The 18607-nt window shown below is 71.2% G+C and carries 18 protein-coding genes; 9 read left to right on the forward strand and 9 right to left on the reverse strand.

The annotated features are described in order from the left end of the window. Positions 1–216: 216 nt before the first annotated feature. Positions 217–447 carry a DUF7455 domain-containing protein gene (locus E1286_RS50805; RefSeq protein ID WP_132620101.1) on the reverse strand — a complete coding sequence of 77 codons (231 nt, stop codon included), beginning with the start codon at positions 445–447 and terminating at the stop codon, positions 217–219. 236 nt (positions 448–683) lie between these two features. Here E1286_RS50805 and E1286_RS36670 point away from each other — a divergent pair, with 236 nt between their 5' ends. Both E1286_RS36670 and E1286_RS36675 read left to right on the forward strand, forming a co-directional pair. Then, positions 684–2774: a DNA gyrase/topoisomerase IV subunit B gene (locus E1286_RS36670; RefSeq protein WP_132620103.1), complete on the forward strand. Its 2091-nt coding sequence runs from the start codon at positions 684–686 to the stop codon at positions 2772–2774. 442 nt (positions 2775–3216) lie between these two features. Beyond that, entirely contained in the window at positions 3217–3885 is a 669-nt protein-coding gene (locus E1286_RS36675) for a PadR family transcriptional regulator (RefSeq protein ID WP_132620105.1), read from the forward strand. Here the strand turns inward: E1286_RS36675 and E1286_RS36680 are convergent. Then, entirely contained in the window at positions 3798–4787 is a 990-nt protein-coding gene (locus tag E1286_RS36680; RefSeq protein ID WP_132620107.1) for a BtrH N-terminal domain-containing protein, read from the reverse strand. The two genes, E1286_RS36675 and E1286_RS36680, sit on opposite strands and share 88 nt — an antisense overlap. Positions 4788–4816: 29 nt before the next feature. Beyond that, positions 4817–5710 (reverse strand): LLM class flavin-dependent oxidoreductase, encoded by an 894-nt coding sequence (locus tag E1286_RS36685; protein ID WP_132620109.1) that lies wholly within the window; start codon positions 5708–5710, stop codon positions 4817–4819. 160 nt (positions 5711–5870) lie between these two features. Between E1286_RS36685 and E1286_RS36690 the strand changes: the two genes are divergently transcribed. Further along, entirely contained in the window at positions 5871–6227 is a 357-nt protein-coding gene (locus E1286_RS36690) for a YciI family protein (protein ID WP_132620111.1), read from the forward strand. Positions 6228–6233: 6 nt separating this feature from the next. Then, the gene (locus tag E1286_RS36695) at positions 6234–6542 is read left to right on the forward strand and encodes a YciI family protein (protein WP_132620113.1); all 309 of its coding nucleotides are present in this window, start codon (positions 6234–6236) and stop codon (positions 6540–6542) included. Between the two features lie 4 nt (positions 6543–6546). Here E1286_RS36695 and E1286_RS36700 read toward each other — a convergent pair whose 3' ends face one another. Further along, positions 6547–7041 carry a beta-class carbonic anhydrase gene (locus E1286_RS36700; RefSeq protein ID WP_132620115.1) on the reverse strand — a complete coding sequence of 165 codons (495 nt, stop codon included), beginning with the start codon at positions 7039–7041 and terminating at the stop codon, positions 6547–6549. Positions 7042–7190: 149 nt separating this feature from the next. Here E1286_RS36700 and E1286_RS36705 point away from each other — a divergent pair, with 149 nt between their 5' ends. Continuing rightward, positions 7191–7505, forward strand: coding sequence for a hypothetical protein (locus E1286_RS36705; RefSeq protein ID WP_132620117.1), 315 nt, complete (start codon positions 7191–7193; stop codon positions 7503–7505). Between the two features lie 2 nt (positions 7506–7507). Here the strand turns inward: E1286_RS36705 and E1286_RS36710 are convergent, their stop codons facing one another. Beyond that, a complete protein-coding gene (locus E1286_RS36710) occupies positions 7508–8071 on the reverse strand; it encodes a thioredoxin family protein (protein WP_132620119.1) in 564 nt (187 codons plus the stop codon). Between the two features lie 33 nt (positions 8072–8104). Here E1286_RS36710 and E1286_RS36715 point away from each other — a divergent pair, with 33 nt between their 5' ends. Further along, positions 8105–8476, forward strand: a complete 372-nt coding sequence (locus tag E1286_RS36715; protein WP_132620121.1) for a VOC family protein — start codon at positions 8105–8107, stop codon at positions 8474–8476. A gap of 123 nt (positions 8477–8599) precedes the next feature. Here E1286_RS36715 and E1286_RS36720 read toward each other — a convergent pair whose 3' ends face one another. Then, positions 8600–11101 (reverse strand): DNA gyrase/topoisomerase IV subunit A, encoded by a 2502-nt coding sequence (locus tag E1286_RS36720; RefSeq protein ID WP_132620123.1) that lies wholly within the window; start codon positions 11099–11101, stop codon positions 8600–8602. 112 nt (positions 11102–11213) lie between these two features. Between E1286_RS36720 and E1286_RS36725 the strand changes: the two genes are divergently transcribed. Then, entirely contained in the window at positions 11214–13328 is a 2115-nt protein-coding gene (locus E1286_RS36725) for a RecQ family ATP-dependent DNA helicase (protein WP_246075485.1), read from the forward strand. 3 nt (positions 13329–13331) lie between these two features. Here E1286_RS36725 and E1286_RS36730 read toward each other — a convergent pair whose 3' ends face one another. The 3 genes from E1286_RS36730 to E1286_RS36735 all read right to left on the reverse strand — a co-directional run bounded on the left by E1286_RS36730 (position 13332) and on the right by E1286_RS36735 (position 14965). Continuing rightward, entirely contained in the window at positions 13332–13664 is a 333-nt protein-coding gene (locus E1286_RS36730) for a hypothetical protein (RefSeq protein ID WP_132620125.1), read from the reverse strand. A gap of 96 nt (positions 13665–13760) precedes the next feature. Then, a complete protein-coding gene (locus tag E1286_RS48390; RefSeq protein ID WP_165970078.1) occupies positions 13761–13910 on the reverse strand; it encodes a hypothetical protein in 150 nt (49 codons plus the stop codon). Between the two features lie 161 nt (positions 13911–14071). Further along, positions 14072–14965: a carbohydrate kinase family protein gene (locus E1286_RS36735; protein WP_132620127.1), complete on the reverse strand. Its 894-nt coding sequence runs from the start codon at positions 14963–14965 to the stop codon at positions 14072–14074. Between the two features lie 180 nt (positions 14966–15145). Here E1286_RS36735 and E1286_RS36740 point away from each other — a divergent pair, with 180 nt between their 5' ends. Both E1286_RS36740 and E1286_RS36745 read left to right on the forward strand, forming a co-directional pair. Beyond that, complete coding sequence (locus E1286_RS36740; protein WP_246075486.1) at positions 15146–17809, forward strand: bifunctional acetate--CoA ligase family protein/GNAT family N-acetyltransferase; 2664 nt, start codon at positions 15146–15148, stop codon at positions 17807–17809. A gap of 115 nt (positions 17810–17924) precedes the next feature. After that, the gene (locus E1286_RS36745) at positions 17925–18515 is read left to right on the forward strand and encodes a DUF5998 family protein (protein ID WP_132620131.1); all 591 of its coding nucleotides are present in this window, start codon (positions 17925–17927) and stop codon (positions 18513–18515) included. The last annotated feature ends 92 nt before the right edge of the window (positions 18516–18607 follow it).

The raw sequence follows: 18607 nt of genomic DNA on the forward strand, positions 1-18607 counted from the left end.
CCTGAGCCGGGGCCGTGCCGGGCCCGCGGCCGGGCGGTGGATGGCCGGCGGCCACATGGGTGGCCGCGGATTGGGCTGGGGATGTACGACCGCTGTTGTGGATGTGTCACGGTGGAGGCCGAGGAAACGCTGGGAACGCAAAACGACGGCCCCGGTGGCCGGGGTCGCCGTCTTGGTTACGCGATATGTGGTTATCTCACACGACCAGCGCTGAGGTCAGCGCTCGTCGTTGGGGGCGGGTGATCGGGTTTCGCTGAGTCGAGCCGACTCGTCCAGGATGTCGGCACCCTTTTCGCGCAGCGCCGCGATGTGCTGACGCCCGTGATGGGCGCAGAACAGCAACTCCCCACCCACAGGCAGGGTCGCGCGAATGTAGGCCTGGGCGCCGCAGCGGTCGCAGCGGTCGAGGGCCGTCAGCGGCTTAACGGGGGCGAGAGCTCCAGTCACGTATCGCCTTTCGGGTCACCCCCGCCGAAGCGAGGATCTGGCGTCAGTCACTTGAGACAACATCTAACCGGACGTGGACGTTCCCAACCTCCCCCTCTCTACGCCCAGAGCAGAATGTGTCCGAAAGTAATGATGATCAGCCGGTTGGTAACGGCAAACGGGCGCCCATGGCAAGCTTGTACGCGCGCGTACGGGAAGAACGGTAAGCTACGCACACGTGTTCGATGACGTGTTCGATGCTTGACACCAGGGGAGCTGGAGTGACGCTAGTGGAGGCGGGTTACACGGCTCGTCACCTCTCGGTGCTTGAGGGGCTCGAGGCCGTCCGCAAGCGCCCGGGGATGTACATCGGGTCCACCGACAGCCGCGGGCTCATGCATTGCCTCTGGGAGATCGTGGACAACGGCGTCGACGAGGCGCTGGCGGGCTACTGCGACCGCATCGAGGTCGAGCTCCACGCCGACGGCTCCATCGAGGTCCGCGACAACGGCCGGGGCATCCCGGTCGACATCGAGCCCAAAACCGGCCTGGCCGGCGTCGAGCTCGTCTATACCAAGCTGCACGCCGGCGGGAAGTTCGGCGGCGGCTCCTACGGCGCCTCCGGTGGTCTCCACGGCGTGGGCGCCTCCGTGGTCAACGCCCTGTCCTCGCGGCTCGACGTTCAGGTCGACCGTGACGGGCGCGTTCACGAGATCAGCTTCCGGCGCGGCGTGGCCGGCGTGTTCGACGGCGAGGAGCCGACGGCCAAGTTCAAGAAGAAGTCGGGCCTGCGGCTCGGCGCCGAGCTCCCCGGCAACGTCACCGGCACCCGCGTCCGCTTCTGGGCCGACAAACAGATCTTCCTCCCCGACGCCGAGGTCTCCCTCGACGAGATCCACGTGCGCCTGCGGCAGACCGCGTTCCTGGTGCCCGGCCTGACTCTGGTGGTCTACGACAGCCGGCACGAGGAGCGCACCGAAGAGGTGTTCCGCTTCGAGGGCGGCATCTCCGAGTTCACCGAGTTCCTGGCCCGCGACGAGCCGCTGTGCGAGGTGCTGCGCCTGCAGGGCGTCGGCCACTTCCACGAGACCGTGCCGGTCCTCGACGACCAGGGCCACATGACCTCCACCGAGGTGCAGCGCGAGCTGAGCGTCGACGTGGCGATCCGCTGGGGCAAGGGTTACGAGTCGACCGTGCGGTCGTTCGTCAACGTCATCGCCACCCCCAAGGGCGGCACCCACCTCACCGGTTTCGAGCGCGGCCTGGTGCGCACCATCAACGAGGTGCTGCGCGAGACCCGCCTGCTGAAGAACGGCGACGACCCCGTCACCAAGGACGACATCTCCGAGGGCCTGACCGGGGTCGTGACGGTGAGGGTGCCGGAGCCGCAGTTCGAGGGCCAGACCAAGGAAGTGCTCGGCACGTCCGCGGCCACCCGCATCGTCTCCCACGTGGTCTCCCGCGAGCTCAAGGAGATCTTCACCAACCCGCCGCGCGGCTACAAGCAGCCGCTGCGGTCCGTGCTGGAGAAGATCGTCGCCGCTGCGAAGGCCCGCATCGCGGCCCGCGAACACCGCGACAACCAGCGGCGCAAGAGCGCCCTGGAAAACTCCGCGCTCCCGGCGAAGCTGGTCGACTGCCGTAGCGACGACGTCGATCGCAGCGAGTTGTTCATCGTCGAGGGTGACTCGGCCCTCGGCACGGCCAAGCTGGCGCGCGACTCGGAGTTCCAGGCGCTGCTGCCGATTCGCGGCAAGATCCTCAACGTCCAGAAGGCGTCCGTGAGCGACATGCTCAAGAACGCCGAGTGCGCGGCCATCATCCAGGTGGTGGGGGCCGGTTCGGGGCGCTCGTTCGACATCGAGGCGGCCCGATACGGCAAGGTCATCCTCATGGCCGACGCCGACGTCGACGGCGCCCACATCCGCTGCCTGCTGCTGACCCTCTTCCACCGCTACATGCGGCCCATGGTGGAGGCCGGGCGGGTGTTCGCCGCCGTGCCGCCGCTGCACCGGATCGAGCTGACCAACCCGGGCCGGGGGAAGGAGAAGTACATCTACTGCTACTCCGACGCCGAGCTGCAGAAGGTGCTGCGCGACCTGGAGCGGCGGGGCAAGCGCTGGAAGGACCCGGTGCAGCGTTACAAGGGCCTGGGCGAGATGGACGCCGACCAGCTGGCCGAGACGACGATGGACCCGCGCCACCGCATCCTGCGACGGGTGCGGATCGAGGACGCCGAAGGCGCCGAGCAGATCTTCAGCCTGCTGATGGGCAGCGAGGTGGCGCCTCGACGGGAGTTCATCGTCAACAGCGCGGCCGAGGTCGACCGCGACGCCATCGACGCCTGACGATCTGCGGGAATGCCGCATGGCGGGCTGCGCGGGCGGCACGCCACTGGCTGCGTGATCGGCGCGTAGCGGGCCGAGCGGGCGGCACGTCGCGGGCTGCGCATCGGCGCATCGCATACGTGAGTGCACGTCTCATGGCACACGTCTCATGGCGCGGCCATGACGGTGGGCGCCTCGAGGGCTCGGATGCACGATGCTGGAGGGTCTGGCCACCAGTATCCGCGCCGAGGTGAACGCACTCGGCCAGATCGCCCCGTCTGTGGGTGCGCATCAGCCGCTTCGACCATGCCACCGGCGATCCACGTAACCGGCCAATCCCCTTCTGAAGAAGGTCGACTGCGCCGACGGCGATCTGGCCGATTGGTCGCGGGCGTGCGGTGCTGGGCGGCGCGTCGCCTGGCCGTCCGCGGTCGACCGCTCCGCCTCATCGTACGGGGTCTGGATGAGCAGGAACTCGAGGAGCTTCTACGACCTCATCGAAGCCTTCGAGACCGGCGTCGCGCTCTTCTCCAGCGCCGGCTCCTGCAGCATCGAACGCGCGCTGGACACCCTGCTCGCGCGGGAGTTCATCGAGGTCGCCGGCGTCGAAGCCGGAGACCGGGGGCGGAAGGTGTACCGCGTGACCGACGCCGGCCGTGCGGAGTTCCGTGCGTGGATGACAGGCGAGCCGGCCGGGCCCGATCTGGAGACCGCGGCGCTGTCCAGGCTCTCCTTCCTCGGTCTGCCGGCACCGGCCGAACGCCTACCGGTGCTTCACCGCACAGTGGCGCGCATCGGGACCGGCCTCACCGCGCTCCCGGCCCTCGACGAGCACCTCGATGCGCTGGACATCCCCGAGAAGCACCGTGACCTCGCCGCCCATCGGCGCGCGACGCTCGACCACGGCATCGCCTCACAGCGCTTCATGCTCGACCGGTTCGGCGATCACATCGACCGGTACGAGCCGCCGGACCACGGACATCGCACGACACGGTGCCCGGCCGAAACTGTGGCGTGCCGGTCTCGGACAGCGAAAGCGAGCGGTCATGCGCCGCAGGTGCTCAGGGTCTGCATGGCCTCGGTTTCCCTGCGGGCGAGGTCGTGGAGCAGGCCACTGGCCTGGTCGAGATAGGTGGTCTCGGTGGTCTCGCCGGCTCGGGTGATCAAGGCGGCCACCTCCGTCCACAGGGTGGCGGCCTCGGCGTACAACTCCTGGCCGGCGCGCAGGCCGCTGTCGTCGATCAGTTCGGCGCACTCGCCGAGGAAGTCCCGGTAGAGGTTGCGGAACAGGGCGCCGCCGGTGCCGCCCTTCTCCATGAGCAGGGCGGCCTGGGGCAGCTCTTCGTGCGGCCGGTCGGTGCGGGTCAGCCACGTGCGTACCCGCTCGGCGGCCGTCTCGATGCCTCTGCGGCCCAGGTTCGCGATGGGAGGGGCGAGGAACGCGTCGGCGCAGGCCTTGACCGCCGTGAGGATCGTGTCCCGGGACACGGACGGAGGTTCGGGCGCCGTGATGGTGAAGGACCGGTTCCTGGCCGTCATCGGCCCACGTTCGGCCCTGGCCAAGGCCAGACTCGTCAGGCTGGTGGACACCGCGCCTCCCTGCTGGGCGGTGTCCACCAGGTAGGCGCGCTGGTCGTCGTAGCCGTACATGGCCACGACGTGCCCGCCGAAGTGAACCTTGGTGGTGAAGTACTCCAGGTGGTGGCAGTCGAGTTGCAGGCCGACCGGGCGCCCCGCGTCGATGGCGGCGACCACGTTCTGCCACGCCTTGCGCGCGGAGGTGGTCTCCTCGACCTGTAACGTCACGCCCAGTCTCGTGGCCAGGTTCCTGGTGAGCTCGAAAGGCTTGACCCGGCCACCGACGAACGGGAAGGTCATGCGCTTGCTGTCCCAGTAGATGAAGGACAGGCCTGAGCCGAGGCCGAACAACATCGGCTCGGACAGATCGAGGCCCTCATGGCGCAGCAGCACCCCTAAGGCCGTTGTCTCGCAGTGCTCCGTACCGCGGGCGTCGACGCCCTTCACCATGGCCATGCCGTTCCCTCCGCTCGTCGATGACGAGCTTAGAGGCCGATCTTGGCGGAGAGGGACTCCAGGAGGCCGACCTGGTCGTCCGGGTCGACGGGGACCAGGTTGAGGGTGAGGTGCAGCTCGTCGGCCCCGATGGCGGCGGCGCGGTGGAGGTCGTTCAGCACGGTCTCCGTGAAGGCGGCAGGGGTGACGTGGTCGCCGGGGCCGGCCGGGATCGTGTTCACGATGACGGTGCCGGTGCCGCCGGCCTCCCGGTACCAGCGCACCTGCTCCCGCGTGTCGTCCCAGTCGACGGCGGTGGTGATGAAGCCGTCCCCGATGACGGCCGCGCGCTCGATCGTGCGGCGGGTGATCGCGCCGATGTAGAGGGGGATGCGCGCTCCGTACGGCTTGGGCCCGATCATGGCGAGCGGAATGCGGTAGTGCTCCCCGCGGAACTCCACCGGATCCGGCCCCCAGCAGGCCCGCAGCGCGGCCGTGTGCTCCACGAACCCGGCGCCCCGGCGCCCGGCGGGCACCCCAGCCGCCTCGAACTCCTCCGGGATGTAGTACGGCGCCAGCCGCGTGCCGCCGCCCTGCCCGATGCCGACCTCCAGCCGCCCCTCCGACAGCCGGTCCAGCGTGGCCAGCCGGCGGGCCAGGACGACGGGGGACTCGAAGATCGAGTTCAGGATGCCCGTGGTGATGCGGACCCGGCGGGTGTGCGCGGCAGCCCAGGAGAGGATCTCCAGCGAGCCCCAGACGTGGGACTCGGGCAGCCCCGCGTCGTTGTCCCAGCCCGGTGTGGCGGGGATGAGGAGCCGGTCGGAGGTCGACACGGCGTGGAAGCCGAGCCGTTCGGCCGCCGTGGCCACGGTGACGACGGCGTCGGGCCCTGTGTACGGGCCGAAGTGCGGCAGGCTGACGCCGATGCGCGGGACGTTCATGCGTATCCTCCGGAGAGTCGCTGGGCGGCATGCCCAGGTCACGGTGCTTACGCCAGGTGGTCGGAGCGGCCGGAGAATTCTTGCCGTCTGATCCGAGAAGACGTCGAGAATGCCGGGGCGGCTCCGACCCCCTGTCACACGAGACCCGAAGGAGACAGACATGAAGTTCCTGTTGATCATGCACATGAACCCGCAGGTCTGGGACGCGCTCAGCCAGGAGCAGCGCGAGGAGGTGATGAACGGCCACGGCGCGTTCATGGAGACGATCAAGAAGTCGGGCGAGATGCTCGGTACGACCGCGCTGGCCGACCCGTCGCAGAGCGCCGTGGTTCGCGTCCGGCGCGGCATGCCGGCGGTGACCGACGGGCCGTACCTGGAGGCGAAGGAGTACCTCGGCGGTTACTACCTGGTCGAGTGCGACAGCAGGGAGCGCGCTCTGGAGCTGGCCGCGCTCATCCCCGACGCGTCCGTGCCGGGCCTCGGCATCGAGGTGCGGCCGGTGGTCTTCGCCGGCTGAGCGGCGGTGAAGTTCCTGCTGAGCCTCTACCCGGGCGCGGGAACGGGCCATGAGGAGTTCCTGGCCATGGCGGGGCGGGCGGGCGAGCTGATCGGCGGGCACGAACTCGCCGATCCGTCCCTCGCCATCGTCGTACGGCTCCGCGACGGCGTGGCGACCGTCACCGAGGGCCCGTACCCGCCGGACGCCGAGCACGTCGCCCGGCAGTACCTCGTCGACTGCGAGAGCCGGGACCGCGCGGTGGAGCTGGCCGGCCTGCTCCGGGGCCGCGTCGAAGTGCGGCCGCTCATGGAGCCGGCCGGGCTGGAGATGTGAGCCGTCAGTGCGGCGACGGCTGCAGGCGTCCCGTGCGGACGTCGTAGATGGCCCCCGCCACCGGCATGCCCTGCGGCAGGAACGGCGTCGTCCTGATCCGGGTGAGGTCGTGGCGGAGGGCGTCGTCCTGGTCCAGGATCGTGTGGAAGTCGAGGCTGCGCGTGTCGACTCCGCGCGCGGCGGCCAGCCCGTGGACGTCGGCGTCGCTCACCTTCGCCATGCCGCAGTCGGTGTGCGGCATGAGGAGCACCCGTTCGACGCCGAGCACGTAGACGGCCAGCACCAGCGTACGGAGCACGTCGTCGGTCACGCGGGCGCCGGCGTTGCGCAGGATCTTGGCGTCGCCCGGCCGCAGGCCGAGCAGCCCGAGCGGGTCGATGCGGGAGTCCATGCAGGTCACGACGGCCAGCCCGCGGGCAGCGCGCCCGGTGAGTCCCGAGCTGCCGAACGACGCGGCGAACTTCTCGTTGGCCTCATACAGGTCGTCGAACGCACTCATGTCGCAAATAATCCCTCATGTCGCAGAGCAGCCGCCCGCCGGGGTGGCGACTGGCGGGATACGGGCTGGACTTGGTAAACGTGCCACGATGGTCCCTCACTATGCGTGATGATGTCGTAGCCGTTTGTACGTGATCGAAGAAGGTTGTCATGAGTAGGTCTGAATCGCTCGCCGCGTATCTCCGTGCTCAAGCCTGGCGCCGCCTCGACCGCGTGGAGGCCGACGACAACGGCCTTAACGCCAGGTGCGCCTTGGCCCTCCTCGACACCGCCGCCTACGCGGCCGACCTCCCCGAGGACGACCCGCTCATCCTCATGCTGGAGGAGGCGGGCTGCTTCGGCCCGCTCGGCCGCGAGGGCTTCGACCCCGGCGAGGCGGGCACCAAGCTGATCCGGCACTGGGAGGGCGGCGAGCCGCACGAGCTGCTGCTCGCGCTGCCGCACGCCATCACCGCCGCCACCTGAGGTCAGCCGGGCTCGTTGCCCGGCTTCCACTTGATGCCGCAGCCGAGCGACGGCCGCTGCTCCTCCGGCACCGGCCGGCCCTGCAGGAGCGCGTCGATCGCCGCCCGCAGCGAGGCGCCGGTCACGGGCACGTCGTTGCCCGGCCGCGCCCGGTCGAACTCACCTCGGTAGGCGAGCCGCAGGTCGGCGTCGTAGAGGAAGAAATCGGGCGTGCAGGCGGCCTTGTACGCCTTGGCGACCTCCTGGGTGTCGTCGAGCAGGTAGGGGAACGTGAACCCGGCCCGCGCGGCCTGTTCCGCGAGGTGTGTGGGGTCGTCGTCGGGGTAGTGGACGCTGTCGTTGCTGCAGATGGCGACGATCGACAGCCTGGCGCCGTAGTCCTCGGCCAGCGCGCCGAGGCCTGCTTCGATGTGCCGTACGTACGGGCAGTGGTTGGACAGGAAGACCACGAGAGTGGCGGGTGAGTCCTTGAGGTCGTCGAGTGACAAGCTCCCGCCGTCGATCGCGGTCAGGTCGAAGGCGGGCGCCGGGGTGCCGATCGGCACCATGGACGAATTGACAGCCATGACACCCATTGTCTCTGAGAAAGGTCGACTTCGATGGGCGGCACCGCCGAGTTCCGGAGCGTCGTGCTGGATTGTCCAGATCCCAGGGGATTGGCGGAGTTCTACTCCCAGCTCCTCGGCTGGCCGATCACCTCGGCCGAGGACGACTGGGTCGTCGTCAGCGACGGAGGGCCGCCCAGGCGGCTGGCCTTCCAGCTCGCCCCCGACCACCGGGCACCGACGTGGCCGGCGCCGGAACGCCCCCAGCAGATCCACCTCGACCTGAAGGCCGACGACATGGACGAGGCCGAGGCGCGGGCCCTGAAGATCGGGGCCCGCAAGCACGAGCACCAGCCGAGCGAGGACGACAGCTTCCGGGTGTTCCTCGACCCGGCCGGGCATACCTTCTGCCTCTGCCGGGTTTGACCGGCTGAAGGACTCCCGCCTCGGTTCTCCCGGTCCGGGTCATGGGGACTGCTCCCCGGACCGGTCACCGGGTCGGGACGGGGCCGGCCCCCGCGATGGCACGGGGACCGGCCCCGGCACGACTCAGCCGCCTCCAGGATCCGCGGACTCCTGCGCGCCCCCGGGCAGCGCCTCAGGGGTCGAGGCCAGCGCCCCGCCGACCGCGCCGATGGTGTGCGTCAGGCGTACGCCCGAGCCGTCGCGCCGCCCGAGCTCCTCCGGCAGCGGCACCGGCTTGCCGACCGCCGAGACCGCCTTCGCGGGCGCCGGGCCCGCCCAGGCCAGCAGCAGCTCGTCCTCGCCCTTCAGGAAACGCTGGGCGCGCACGCCGCCCGTGGCACGGCCCTTGGCCGGGAAGTCGGCGTAGTCGGACACCTTGCCGCCGCCCACCTGCGTGCCGGGCAGCGCCGTGGAGGAGCCGGCGACCGTGACCACCTGGGCCGGGCTCTCAGGATCGACCACGCCGAACCAGATGGCCCTGGCCCCGTCGTCGAGGCGGATGCCCGCCATGCCGCCCGCGGGACGGCCCTGGGGCCGTACGAGTGAGGCCGGGAACCGCAGCAGCTGGGCGTTGGACGAGATGAAGACCAGGTCGTGGGACTCCGAGACCAGCTCGACCGCGCCCACCACGGTGTCGCCGTCCTTCAGGGTGATCACTTCGAAGTCGTCGCGGTTGGCCGGATAGTCGGGGACCACCCGTTTGACCACGCCCTGCGCCGTGCCGAGGGCCAGGCCAGGGCCGTCGGGGTCGAGGGAGCCGAGGCCGACCACCTTCTCGTCGGGCTCCAGCTGCACGTATTCGGACACCGGGTGGCCGCCCGACAACGACGGCGGGATGGCCGTGGGCGGCAGCGTCGGCAGGTCGACGACCTGCACCCGGATCAGCCGGCCCAGCGACGTGACGACGCCGACCTCGCCGCGTACGGACGTCTTGACGACCGAGACGAGCACGTCGTGCGCCGAGCGCTCGCCCTCGCCGGGCAGCGGCGAGGCGTCGGACGTGCGGGCCAGCAGGCCGGTCGAGGACAGCAGCGCCAGGCACGGGTCGTCGGCCACCTGCAGCGACACCACCGGCGTGCGGGTCACGCCCGGCGACTCCAGCAGGACGGTGCGGCGTGGCGTGCCGTACTTCTTGGCCACGTCGGCCAGCTCGCCCGAGACGACCTGACGCAGCTTCGTCTCCGACGAGAGGATCTCGGTGAGCTGCGCGATCTCGTCGCTCAGCGTCTCCTTCTCGCGGTCGAGCTCCAGCTTGTCGTAGCGGGTCAGGCGGCGCAGCGGCGTGTCGAGGATGTAGGAGGCCTGGATCTCGGTCAGGTCGAACACGTCCATCAACCGCGTGCGCGCCTGCGCCGAGTCGTCGGAGGCACGGATGACCTGGATGACCTCGTCGATGTTGAGCAGCGCGATGATGAGGCCGTCGACCAGGTGGAGCCGCTCCTCGCGCCGGCGCCGCCGGTACTCGGAGCGGCGGCGCACGACCTCGAGCCGGTGGTCGACGTAGACCTGCAGCATCTCGCGCAGCCCCAGCGTGCGGGGCTCGCCGTCGACCAGGGCGACGTTGTTGATGCCGAACGTCTCCTCCATCGGCGTCAGCCGGTAGAGCTCCTCGAGGACCGCCTCGGGGATGAAACCGTTCTTGATCTCGATGACCAGCCGCAGGCCCTTGTGCCGGTCGGTGAGGTCTTTGAGATCGGCGATGCCCTGCAGTCTCTTGCTGGTCACCAGCTCCTTGATCTTGGTGACCACGCGCTCGGGGCCGACGTTGTAGGGCAGCTCGGTGACGATGATGCCCTTGCGGCGCGGGGTGATCTGCTCGACCGTGCACGTGGCCCGCATGCGGAACGTGCCGCGCCCCGTCTCGTACGCGTCGCGCACGCCCTGCAGCCCGATGATCGAGCCGCCCGTCGGCAGGTCGGGACCCGGCACGAACCTCATCAGCTCGTCGAGCGTCGCGTCGGGCTTCTTGATCAGGTGGCGGGCGGCGGCCACGACCTCGGTGAGGTTGTGCGGCGCCATATTGGTGGCCATGCCGACCGCGATGCCGCTGGCGCCGTTGACCAGCAGGTTGGGGAACGCCGACGGCATGACCGCGGGCTCGGTCTCCTGGCCGTCGTAGTTGGGCTTGAAGTCGACGGTGTCCTCGTCGATCGACTCGACCATGAGCATCGCCGCCGGGGCCAGCCTGGCCTCGGTGTACCGCATCGCGGCGGGCATGTCGTCGGGGGAGCCGAAGTTGCCGTGCCCGTCGACCAGCGGCAACCGCATCGAGAACGGCTGCGCCAGGCGCACGAGGGCGTCGTAGATGGCGCTGTCGCCATGGGGGTGCAGCTTGCCCATGACGTCGCCGACGACGCGCGAGGACTTGACGTGGCCGCGGTCGGGCCGCAGGCCCATCTCGCTCATCGAGTACAGGATGCGCCGCTGCACCGGCTTGAGGCCGTCACGAGCGTCGGGCAACGCCCGCTGGTAGATCACCGAGTAGGCGTACTCGAGAAAGCTCGTGCGCATTTCGGAGGAGACGTCGATGTCGACGATCCGCTCCTCGAAGTCCTCGGGCGGGGGTGCAGTCGTGCGTCGGGCCATGTCGAACATTGTGCCGAAGCATGAGGGTGCCCGCGACACGTTGCCCCCGTCGCCGCCGCGGGAATGCGCCGATGGGCGCAAAACGTCGGGGGAAGCTGGTAACAAGGGAGGCATGATTGACGCCCCCGATGCCGCGATGCTGCGGGAAGAGGCCGAAGAGCGGTTGCGCGCCCTGGCCGGCGAGCACGCCGTGCTCCGCGAAGACCAGTGGGCCGCCATCGAGGCCCTCGTGCTCGGCCGCCGCAGGGTCCTCGTCGTGCAGCGCACCGGCTGGGGCAAGTCGGCCGTCTACTTCGTGGCCACCGCGCTCCTGCGCGAGCTCGGCGAGGGGCCCACGGTCATCGTCTCGCCGCTGCTGGCCCTCATGCGCAACCAGATCGCCGCCGCCGAGCGGGCCGGGATCACCGCCGTCACGATCAACTCCGCCAACCCCGAGGCGTGGGAGGAGATCTACGGTCAGGTCGCCGAGGGCATGGTCGACGTGCTGCTGGTCAGCCCCGAGCGGCTCAACAACCCCGACTTCCGCGACAACGTCCTGCCCGAGCTGGCCGAGAGCGCCGGGCTCGTGGTCGTCGACGAGGCCCACTGCATCTCCGACTGGGGCCACGACTTCCGGCCCGACTACCGCAGGCTGTCGACGCTGTTCGCCGACCTGCCGCCGGGCATCCCCGTTCTCGCCACCACGGCGACCGCCAACGCGCGCGTCACCCGCGACGTGGCCGAGCAGCTGCGCCTGCCGCCCGAGCTGCGTCCCGACGGCGACGACACGCTCGTGCTGCGCGGGCCGCTGGAGCGCGAGAGCCTCCACCTGAGCGTCGTCCGCCTGCCCACGGCCGAGGAGCGCCTGGCCTGGCTGGCCCAGACGCTGCGCGAGCTGCCCGGCTCCGGCATCGTCTACACCCTCACCGTCGCCGCTGCCCACGAGATCGCCGGCTACCTGCGCGAGCAGGGCCTGGAGGTGGCCGCCTACTCCGGCCAGACCGACCCGGCCGAGCGGCAGGCCGCCGAGGACGCGCTGCTCGGCAACCGGATCAAGGCGCTGGTGGCCACGAGCGCGCTCGGCATGGGCTTCGACAAGCCCGACCTGGGCTTCGTCGTCCACGTGGGCGCGCCGCAGTCGCCCGTCGCCTACTACCAGCAGGTCGGCCGGGCAGGGCGCGGCGTCGAGCGGGCCGAGGTGATCCTGCTGCCCGGCACCGAAGACCGCGACATCTGGGCCTATTTCGCCTCGCTGGCGTTCCCGCCGGAGCCGGTCGTCCGCTCCACGCTGCAGGCCCTCGAAGAGGGCGGCATCCTGTCCACCCCGGCCCTGGAGACCGCCGTCGACCTGAGCCGCAGCCGGCTGGAGATGATGCTCAAGGTCCTCGACGTCGACGGCGCCGTACGCCGGGTCAAGGGCGGCTGGGAGGCCACGGGCGAGCCGTGGGCGTACGACGCCGAGCGCTACGCCCGCATCGCCGCCGAGCGCCGCGCCGAGCAGGAGGCCATGCTCGCCTACCTGACGACGACCGAGTGCCGCGAGCAGTTCCTGCGCCGCCACCTCGACGACGACACGGCCACGCCGTGCGGGCGCTGCGACAACTGCACCGGCCGCCACCGCTCCACCGAGATCGGCGAGCAGGCCGTCGAGACCGCCCGCGCCCGGCTGAGCCGGCCCGGCGTCGAGATCGAGGCCCGCAGACAGTGGCCGACCGGGCTGTCCGACCTGAGCGGACGCATCAAGCCCGAGCTGGGCGCCGAGCCCGGCAGGGCGCTGGGGCGGCTGACCGACATCGGCTGGGGCAACCGGCTGCGCGAGCTGTTCGCCGGCGACGACGGGCCGATGGCCGACGACATGTTCGCGGCCGTGGTGAAGGTGCTGTCCGCGTGGGAGTGGCGGGAACGTCCCATCGCCGTGGTCAACGTGCCGTCCGCGTCGAAGCCCAAGCTCGTACGCACCTTCGCCGAGCGGCTGGCGCAGGTCGGTCGGCTGGCGTATCTGGGGGAGCTGGGCTACCGGGCGGGCTCGCCGGGGCAGCAGTTCAACAGCGCGAAGCGGGTGCAGGCGATCAGGGGCACACTCGCCATGCCGAAGGACGTGAGCGCCGCGATCGCGCAGTGCGGCGGGCCGGTGCTGCTGGTGGACGACCGCGTCGACACGGGCTGGACGATGACCCTCGCGGCGGCTTTGGTGCGCCACGCCGGCGCACCGGCCGTGCTGCCCCTGGCCCTGGCCGTCACGAGCTAGCGTTCACGCTGAACACACCGGGCTGAGATGCAGGTCGGCCGCCCTGGTGCCGCAGCAGCGAGCACCGCCTCGCCGGCCCACCTCCGCCCACGGACGTGCCCTGGCGGGCGAACTCGCGGTGCAGGTGGACGGCCGAGAAGCCGTCCGGCCGCAGCTCGCCAGCGCCTGCCGGGCGGCGGAGACGTCGCCGCACGGCGTGCGGCCGGGATCGCGGTGGTGCTCGCCGGGCACCACGGGCGGCACCAGTGACGTGGGCACCTGATCCACCGGCGGACGGTCGGCCGCCCGCACGGCGTCCAGGGCGATGGCGCGCACGACGGCCGGGCGGCAGTTCACATCGTCGAACGGTCCTCCTCCGGCGTGCCCGTCAGGCCGGATCCCTGTTCATGATCCGACGCGTCGCCGGCAGCGCACGGGCGACGCCGAAGCCGATCACCCGTGCGGCCCGAGCAGCACGTTGCCCGGATTGAAGTCGCAGTGGATCGCGGCCGGCGCGGTGGCGGTCGCCACGGCCGGCCGTACCAGCGTCGATCCGCGCATTCCGGCGTGCAGCAGCGTGACGGCGGCCTGCTCGCCCGACAACGCGAGCCCCAGGTGGACACTGCCCTGACCGCCTTCGCCGAGGAAGCGCGTACGGGCCGATGGAGGACGGATCGCCGGAACGTGACGGGCGCACGCCGGACGTCGGGCTCCTCACCTAGGCGCGGCTCGGGATCTTTCCCACCATGGCGCTGGCGAGGTGGCTAGAACGGAGGTCGCGCGCCCAGGTGGATGATCGCCTTGGTCGCCAGCCGGCAGCCCGAGGCCAGCGACTCGGCGGGGGGCTTGCCGTCCAGCCACTCCGGCAGGAACCCGGCGCAGAACGCGTCACCCGCACCCGTGCCGTCGACGATCTTGTCGACCGGGTCGGCCGCCACGTGGACGGGCTCGGGACGGCCGTTGCCGTACCACAGCGCGCCCTCGGCGTTCATCTTGATGACGACCTCGGGGAACCACGCGGTGAGCACCTTCGCGGCGGCCTCGGCGTCGTCGCGGCCGGTCAGCACCTTGGCCTGGTCGGTGTTGGCGAACAGCAGCTTGGCGCCGTTGGTCCACTCGAGGAACGGCTCGGCGCCCGTGCGGTCCAGCGGCGCGGCCGAGGCGCAGTCGACCGAGATCGACATCCCGCTGCGCCGGGCCATGTCGAGCGCCGCGAGGCCGGCGTCGCGCGAGCCCTCGTTGATCAGCGTGTAGCCCGACAGGTGGAGGTGGGTGCCCGAGGTGAACAGGTCACGCGGCAGGTCCTCCGGCGACAGGGCCGCGTTGGCCCCGGGGTCGGAGAGCATCGTGCGCTCGCCCTTGTGGGTGACGAGCACCACGCACGTGCCGGTCGGGCGCTCAGGATCCATGACGAGTCGGGCGTCGACGCCGTAACCCATCAGCTCCATGTCACGGTTACGGCCCGTGATGTCGGCGCCCCTGCGGCCGATGAAGGCCACCTCGGAGCCCTCGACGGCCAGCCACGAGGCGATGTTCGCCCCTGAGCCGCCGCCGTGCATGGTCACGATCGCCGGGGTGTCGCTCGCCCTGGCAAGCGCATAACGGGCGCGAGCGACCGCGTCGGTCATGAGATCGCCCACCACGACGACCCGCGTCATGATGTCACCACCTTGCTGCCTTCAGAACGAGCCTGGCCACGGCTTGACGCCACCGCAAAACTAACAGCTTCCGGCCTGCTCGTGGGGCGGACCCCGGAGACCGGGCGTCAGTCGATGCACAAGCGTTGCCCAACCGCACCTTTGGTCTTGGCATGTGGGACGGGGGTTACCCTCGACACTGTGGAGGCACAGTATCCGGCCCACTGGGAGGCCGATGTCGTCCTGGCCGACGGTGGCACCGCACACGTACGGCCGATCAAGCCGGCCGACGCGGACCGCCTCCGTTCCTTCTACTCCCGGCTGTCCGACGAGTCGATCTATTTCCGGTTCTTCGGCCCGCGGCCCCGGCTGTCCGACAAAGAGGTCGAGCGGTTCACCAACGTCGACTACGTCAGCAGGGTCGCCCTGATCGCCACGATCGGCGCCGAGATGGTGGCGGTCATCCGCTACGACCGCACCGACCCCGGCGAGGCCGAGGTCGCCTTCCTCGTCGAGGACGCCCACCAGGGCAGGGGAGTGGCCTCCGTCCTGCTCGAACACCTGGCCGCCACCGCCCGCGAACGCGGCATCGAGCGCTTCGTCGCCGACGTCCTGCCCGCCAACATGCGCATGATGGGAGTGCTGCGCCAGGCCGGCTACACCGCGCAGAGCCAGTTCGCCGACGGAGTCGTCCGCATGACGCTCGACCTCACGCCGACCGAGACCTCCGCCGAGGTCATGGCGGCGCGCGAGCACCGGGCCGAGGCCAGGTCCATCGCCAGGCTGCTCGCCCCCGGCTCGGTCGCCGTCGTCGGCGTCTCGCGCGAGCCCCGCGGCGTGGGCCAGACGGTGCTGCGCAACCTGCTGGCCGCCGACTTCACCGGCCCCGTCTACCCGGTGCACCGCGAGGTGCGCGCGGTGGCGGGCGTGCGGGCGTACCCGAGTGTGGGGGCCATCGAGGACGACGTCGACCTGGCCGTGGTGGCCGTGCCCGCCGAAGGCGTGATCGACGTGGTCAAGGAGTGCGCGGAGAAGGGCGTGCACGGCCTGGTCGTGGTCTCCTCCGGGTTCGGCGAGAAGGGGGAGGAGGGCCGTGCCCGGCAGGACGAGCTCGCCCGCATCGCCCGTTCGTACGGCCTGCGCGTCGTGGGCCCCAACTGCCTCGGCATCGCCAACACCGACCCCGCCGTCAGGCTCAACGCCACGCTCGCCGCCACCGTGCCGGGCCGGGGCGAGGTCGGCTTCTTCAGCCAGTCGGGCGCCCTCGGCACCGCGCTGCTGCAGCGGGTGGCGCAGCGCGGCATGGGCATCTCGTCGTTCGTCTCCGCGGGCAACCGGGCCGACGTCTCGGGCAACGACCTGCTGCAGTACTGGGAGGAGGACGCCTCGACCGAGGTCATCCTGCTCTACCTGGAGTCGCTGGGAAACCCGCGCAAGTTCACCCGGCTGGCCCGGCGCATCGCGCGCAGCAAACCGATCGTGGTGGTCAAGTCCGGCGGCACCCCGGCCGGTCACTCCGCCGAGGAGCTGGGCCTGCCCGACTCGGCGATCAGCTCGTTGTTCGAGCAGGCGGGTCTGATCAGGGTCGACGACCTCATCCAGCTGTTCGACGTGGGTCAGTTGCTGGCCTACCAGCCGCTGCCCGCCGGGCCGCGGGTCGCGCTCGTGACCAACTCCGACGCGCTCGGCCTGCTCGCCGTACACGCCTGCCGGGCGGCCGGGCTGGAGCCCCGCCCGCCGGTCAACCTGGGGCCGTCGGCGGGCGCGGCCGAATACGGCGCCGCCCTGGCCGGGGAGCTGGCCGCTCCCGACGTCGACGCCGCCGTCGCGATCTACACGCCGCCGATCCCCGGCGACTCCGACGCCGTGGCGGCCGAGCTGCTGCGGGTCTCCGAAGGCGCCGGCAAACCGGTGCTGGCCACGTTCGAGGGGCATCTGGGCATGCACCCGGCGCTGCGCGTCGGATCGGGCGCGACGCCCGCGCGCGGCTCCATCCCGTCGTACGCCGCTCCCGAAGAGGCCGTGCGGGCGCTGGCCCACGTGGTGCGGTACGCGAGGTGGCGGGCGCACCCGGCGGTGCCGCCGCCCGAGCTCGACGGCGTCGACACCCCCCGTGCCAAGGCCCTCGTGCGCGAGACGCTCGGCGCGGCGGGGGAGGTCGCCGACGTCGCGCCCGGCGGGTTCGCCCAGGCCGGGCCGCCGGTCGAGACCGACGCCGCCCAGCTGCTGTCCTGCTACGGGCTGACGGTCTGGCCGGCCGAGGTCGTCCACTCGCCCGACGAGGCTGTCGCCGCGGCCGAGCGCCTCGGCTGGCCCGCCGTGATCAAGGTGGCCGACCCCGGGGCCACGCGCCGGGCCGGCACCGTGCGTCTGGGCCTGACGGGGCCGGAGACCGTACGCCATGCCTACACCGAGTTCGCCGAGCAGTTCGGGCCGGGCGTGGAGCTGGCCGTGCAGCGCATGGCGCCGCAGCCGGCCGTGCCGACGGTGGTGGGGGTCGTCGATGACGCCGCGTTCGGGCCCGTCGTGTCGTTCGGGCTGGGGGAGGTGACCGCGCGGCTCCTGCTCGACCAGGGTTTCCGCCTCGCGCCGCTGACCGGCGAGGACGCCGCCGCCCTGGTGCGGTCCGTACGCGGGGCGCCGCTGCTGTTCGGCGAGTACGGCTACCCGCCCGTCGCCGTCGGCGCCCTGGAGGAGCTCCTCGTACGCGTCGGGCGGCTGGCCAACGACCTGCCGGAGCTGGCCAGGCTCGACCTCGACCAGGTGCTCGTGGGGGAGTCGGACGTCATGATCCTCGGGGCCAGGGCCACGCTGCGCACGCCGGCGGGACCGCGTCGCGACGGAGGACCGCGCCGCCTGTCCTGATCAGCGCTCGGCGAAATCGGCTGAACCATGTGCCCGGTGATGCCCGGGTAAAAGACGTTATAGAGCGTTATATGGGGCGGGTGAGTGCACTGCCCGGCCCTGGCAGGATGGACCCATGAGGGAAACCCGAGTCTCCGCCGCGGGCCTGCGCGAAGCGATCGAGCGCAGCGGCTACTACCCCGACCTCGTCACCGACGCGGTCGAATCCGCCCTGGGCAAGGAGGCCGTGACCGCGTTCGTGGTCCATCACGAGGCGACGTTCGATCCCGCGATGGAGGTCCGCCGGCACGTCACCGTCCTGGTGCTGTCGACGACGCGGCTGCTGGTCTGCCACACCGACGAGCATCCCGCGGTGGAGGGCGTCTCGGCGTCCCACGCCTCCACCACCACCGAGGCCGTACGCCTGAGCCGCATCCAGTCGGTGGCCGTCACGCGCGTGGTGCCCGACCCCGCCTCGTACGTCCCCGGAGTCCCTCCCACGGAGGTGACGCTCACGATCGGCTGGGGCGCCATCTCCCACGTCGACCTCGAGCCGGCCACCTGCGGAGACGAAAACTGCGAGGCCGACCACGGCTACACCGGCGCGATCACCGCCGACGACCTGTCGCTGCGGGTCAGCGAGGCCGCCGACGGGCCGGAGGCGGTCACCCACGTCCTGTCGTTCGCCAAGGCCCTCTCCGAGGCCACCGCCCGCACCGCCTCCTGACCCCGGCCGGGGGCATCACACCGCATGACCGGGCCCCGCCACAACGACCCCTGCCCGGCTCCACCCCGAGACGCGCGCGTCCCCTCCATCCC

The sequence above is a fragment of the Nonomuraea terrae genome (assembly GCF_004348995.1).
Lineage (GTDB): Bacteria > Actinomycetota > Actinomycetes > Streptosporangiales > Streptosporangiaceae > Nonomuraea > Nonomuraea terrae.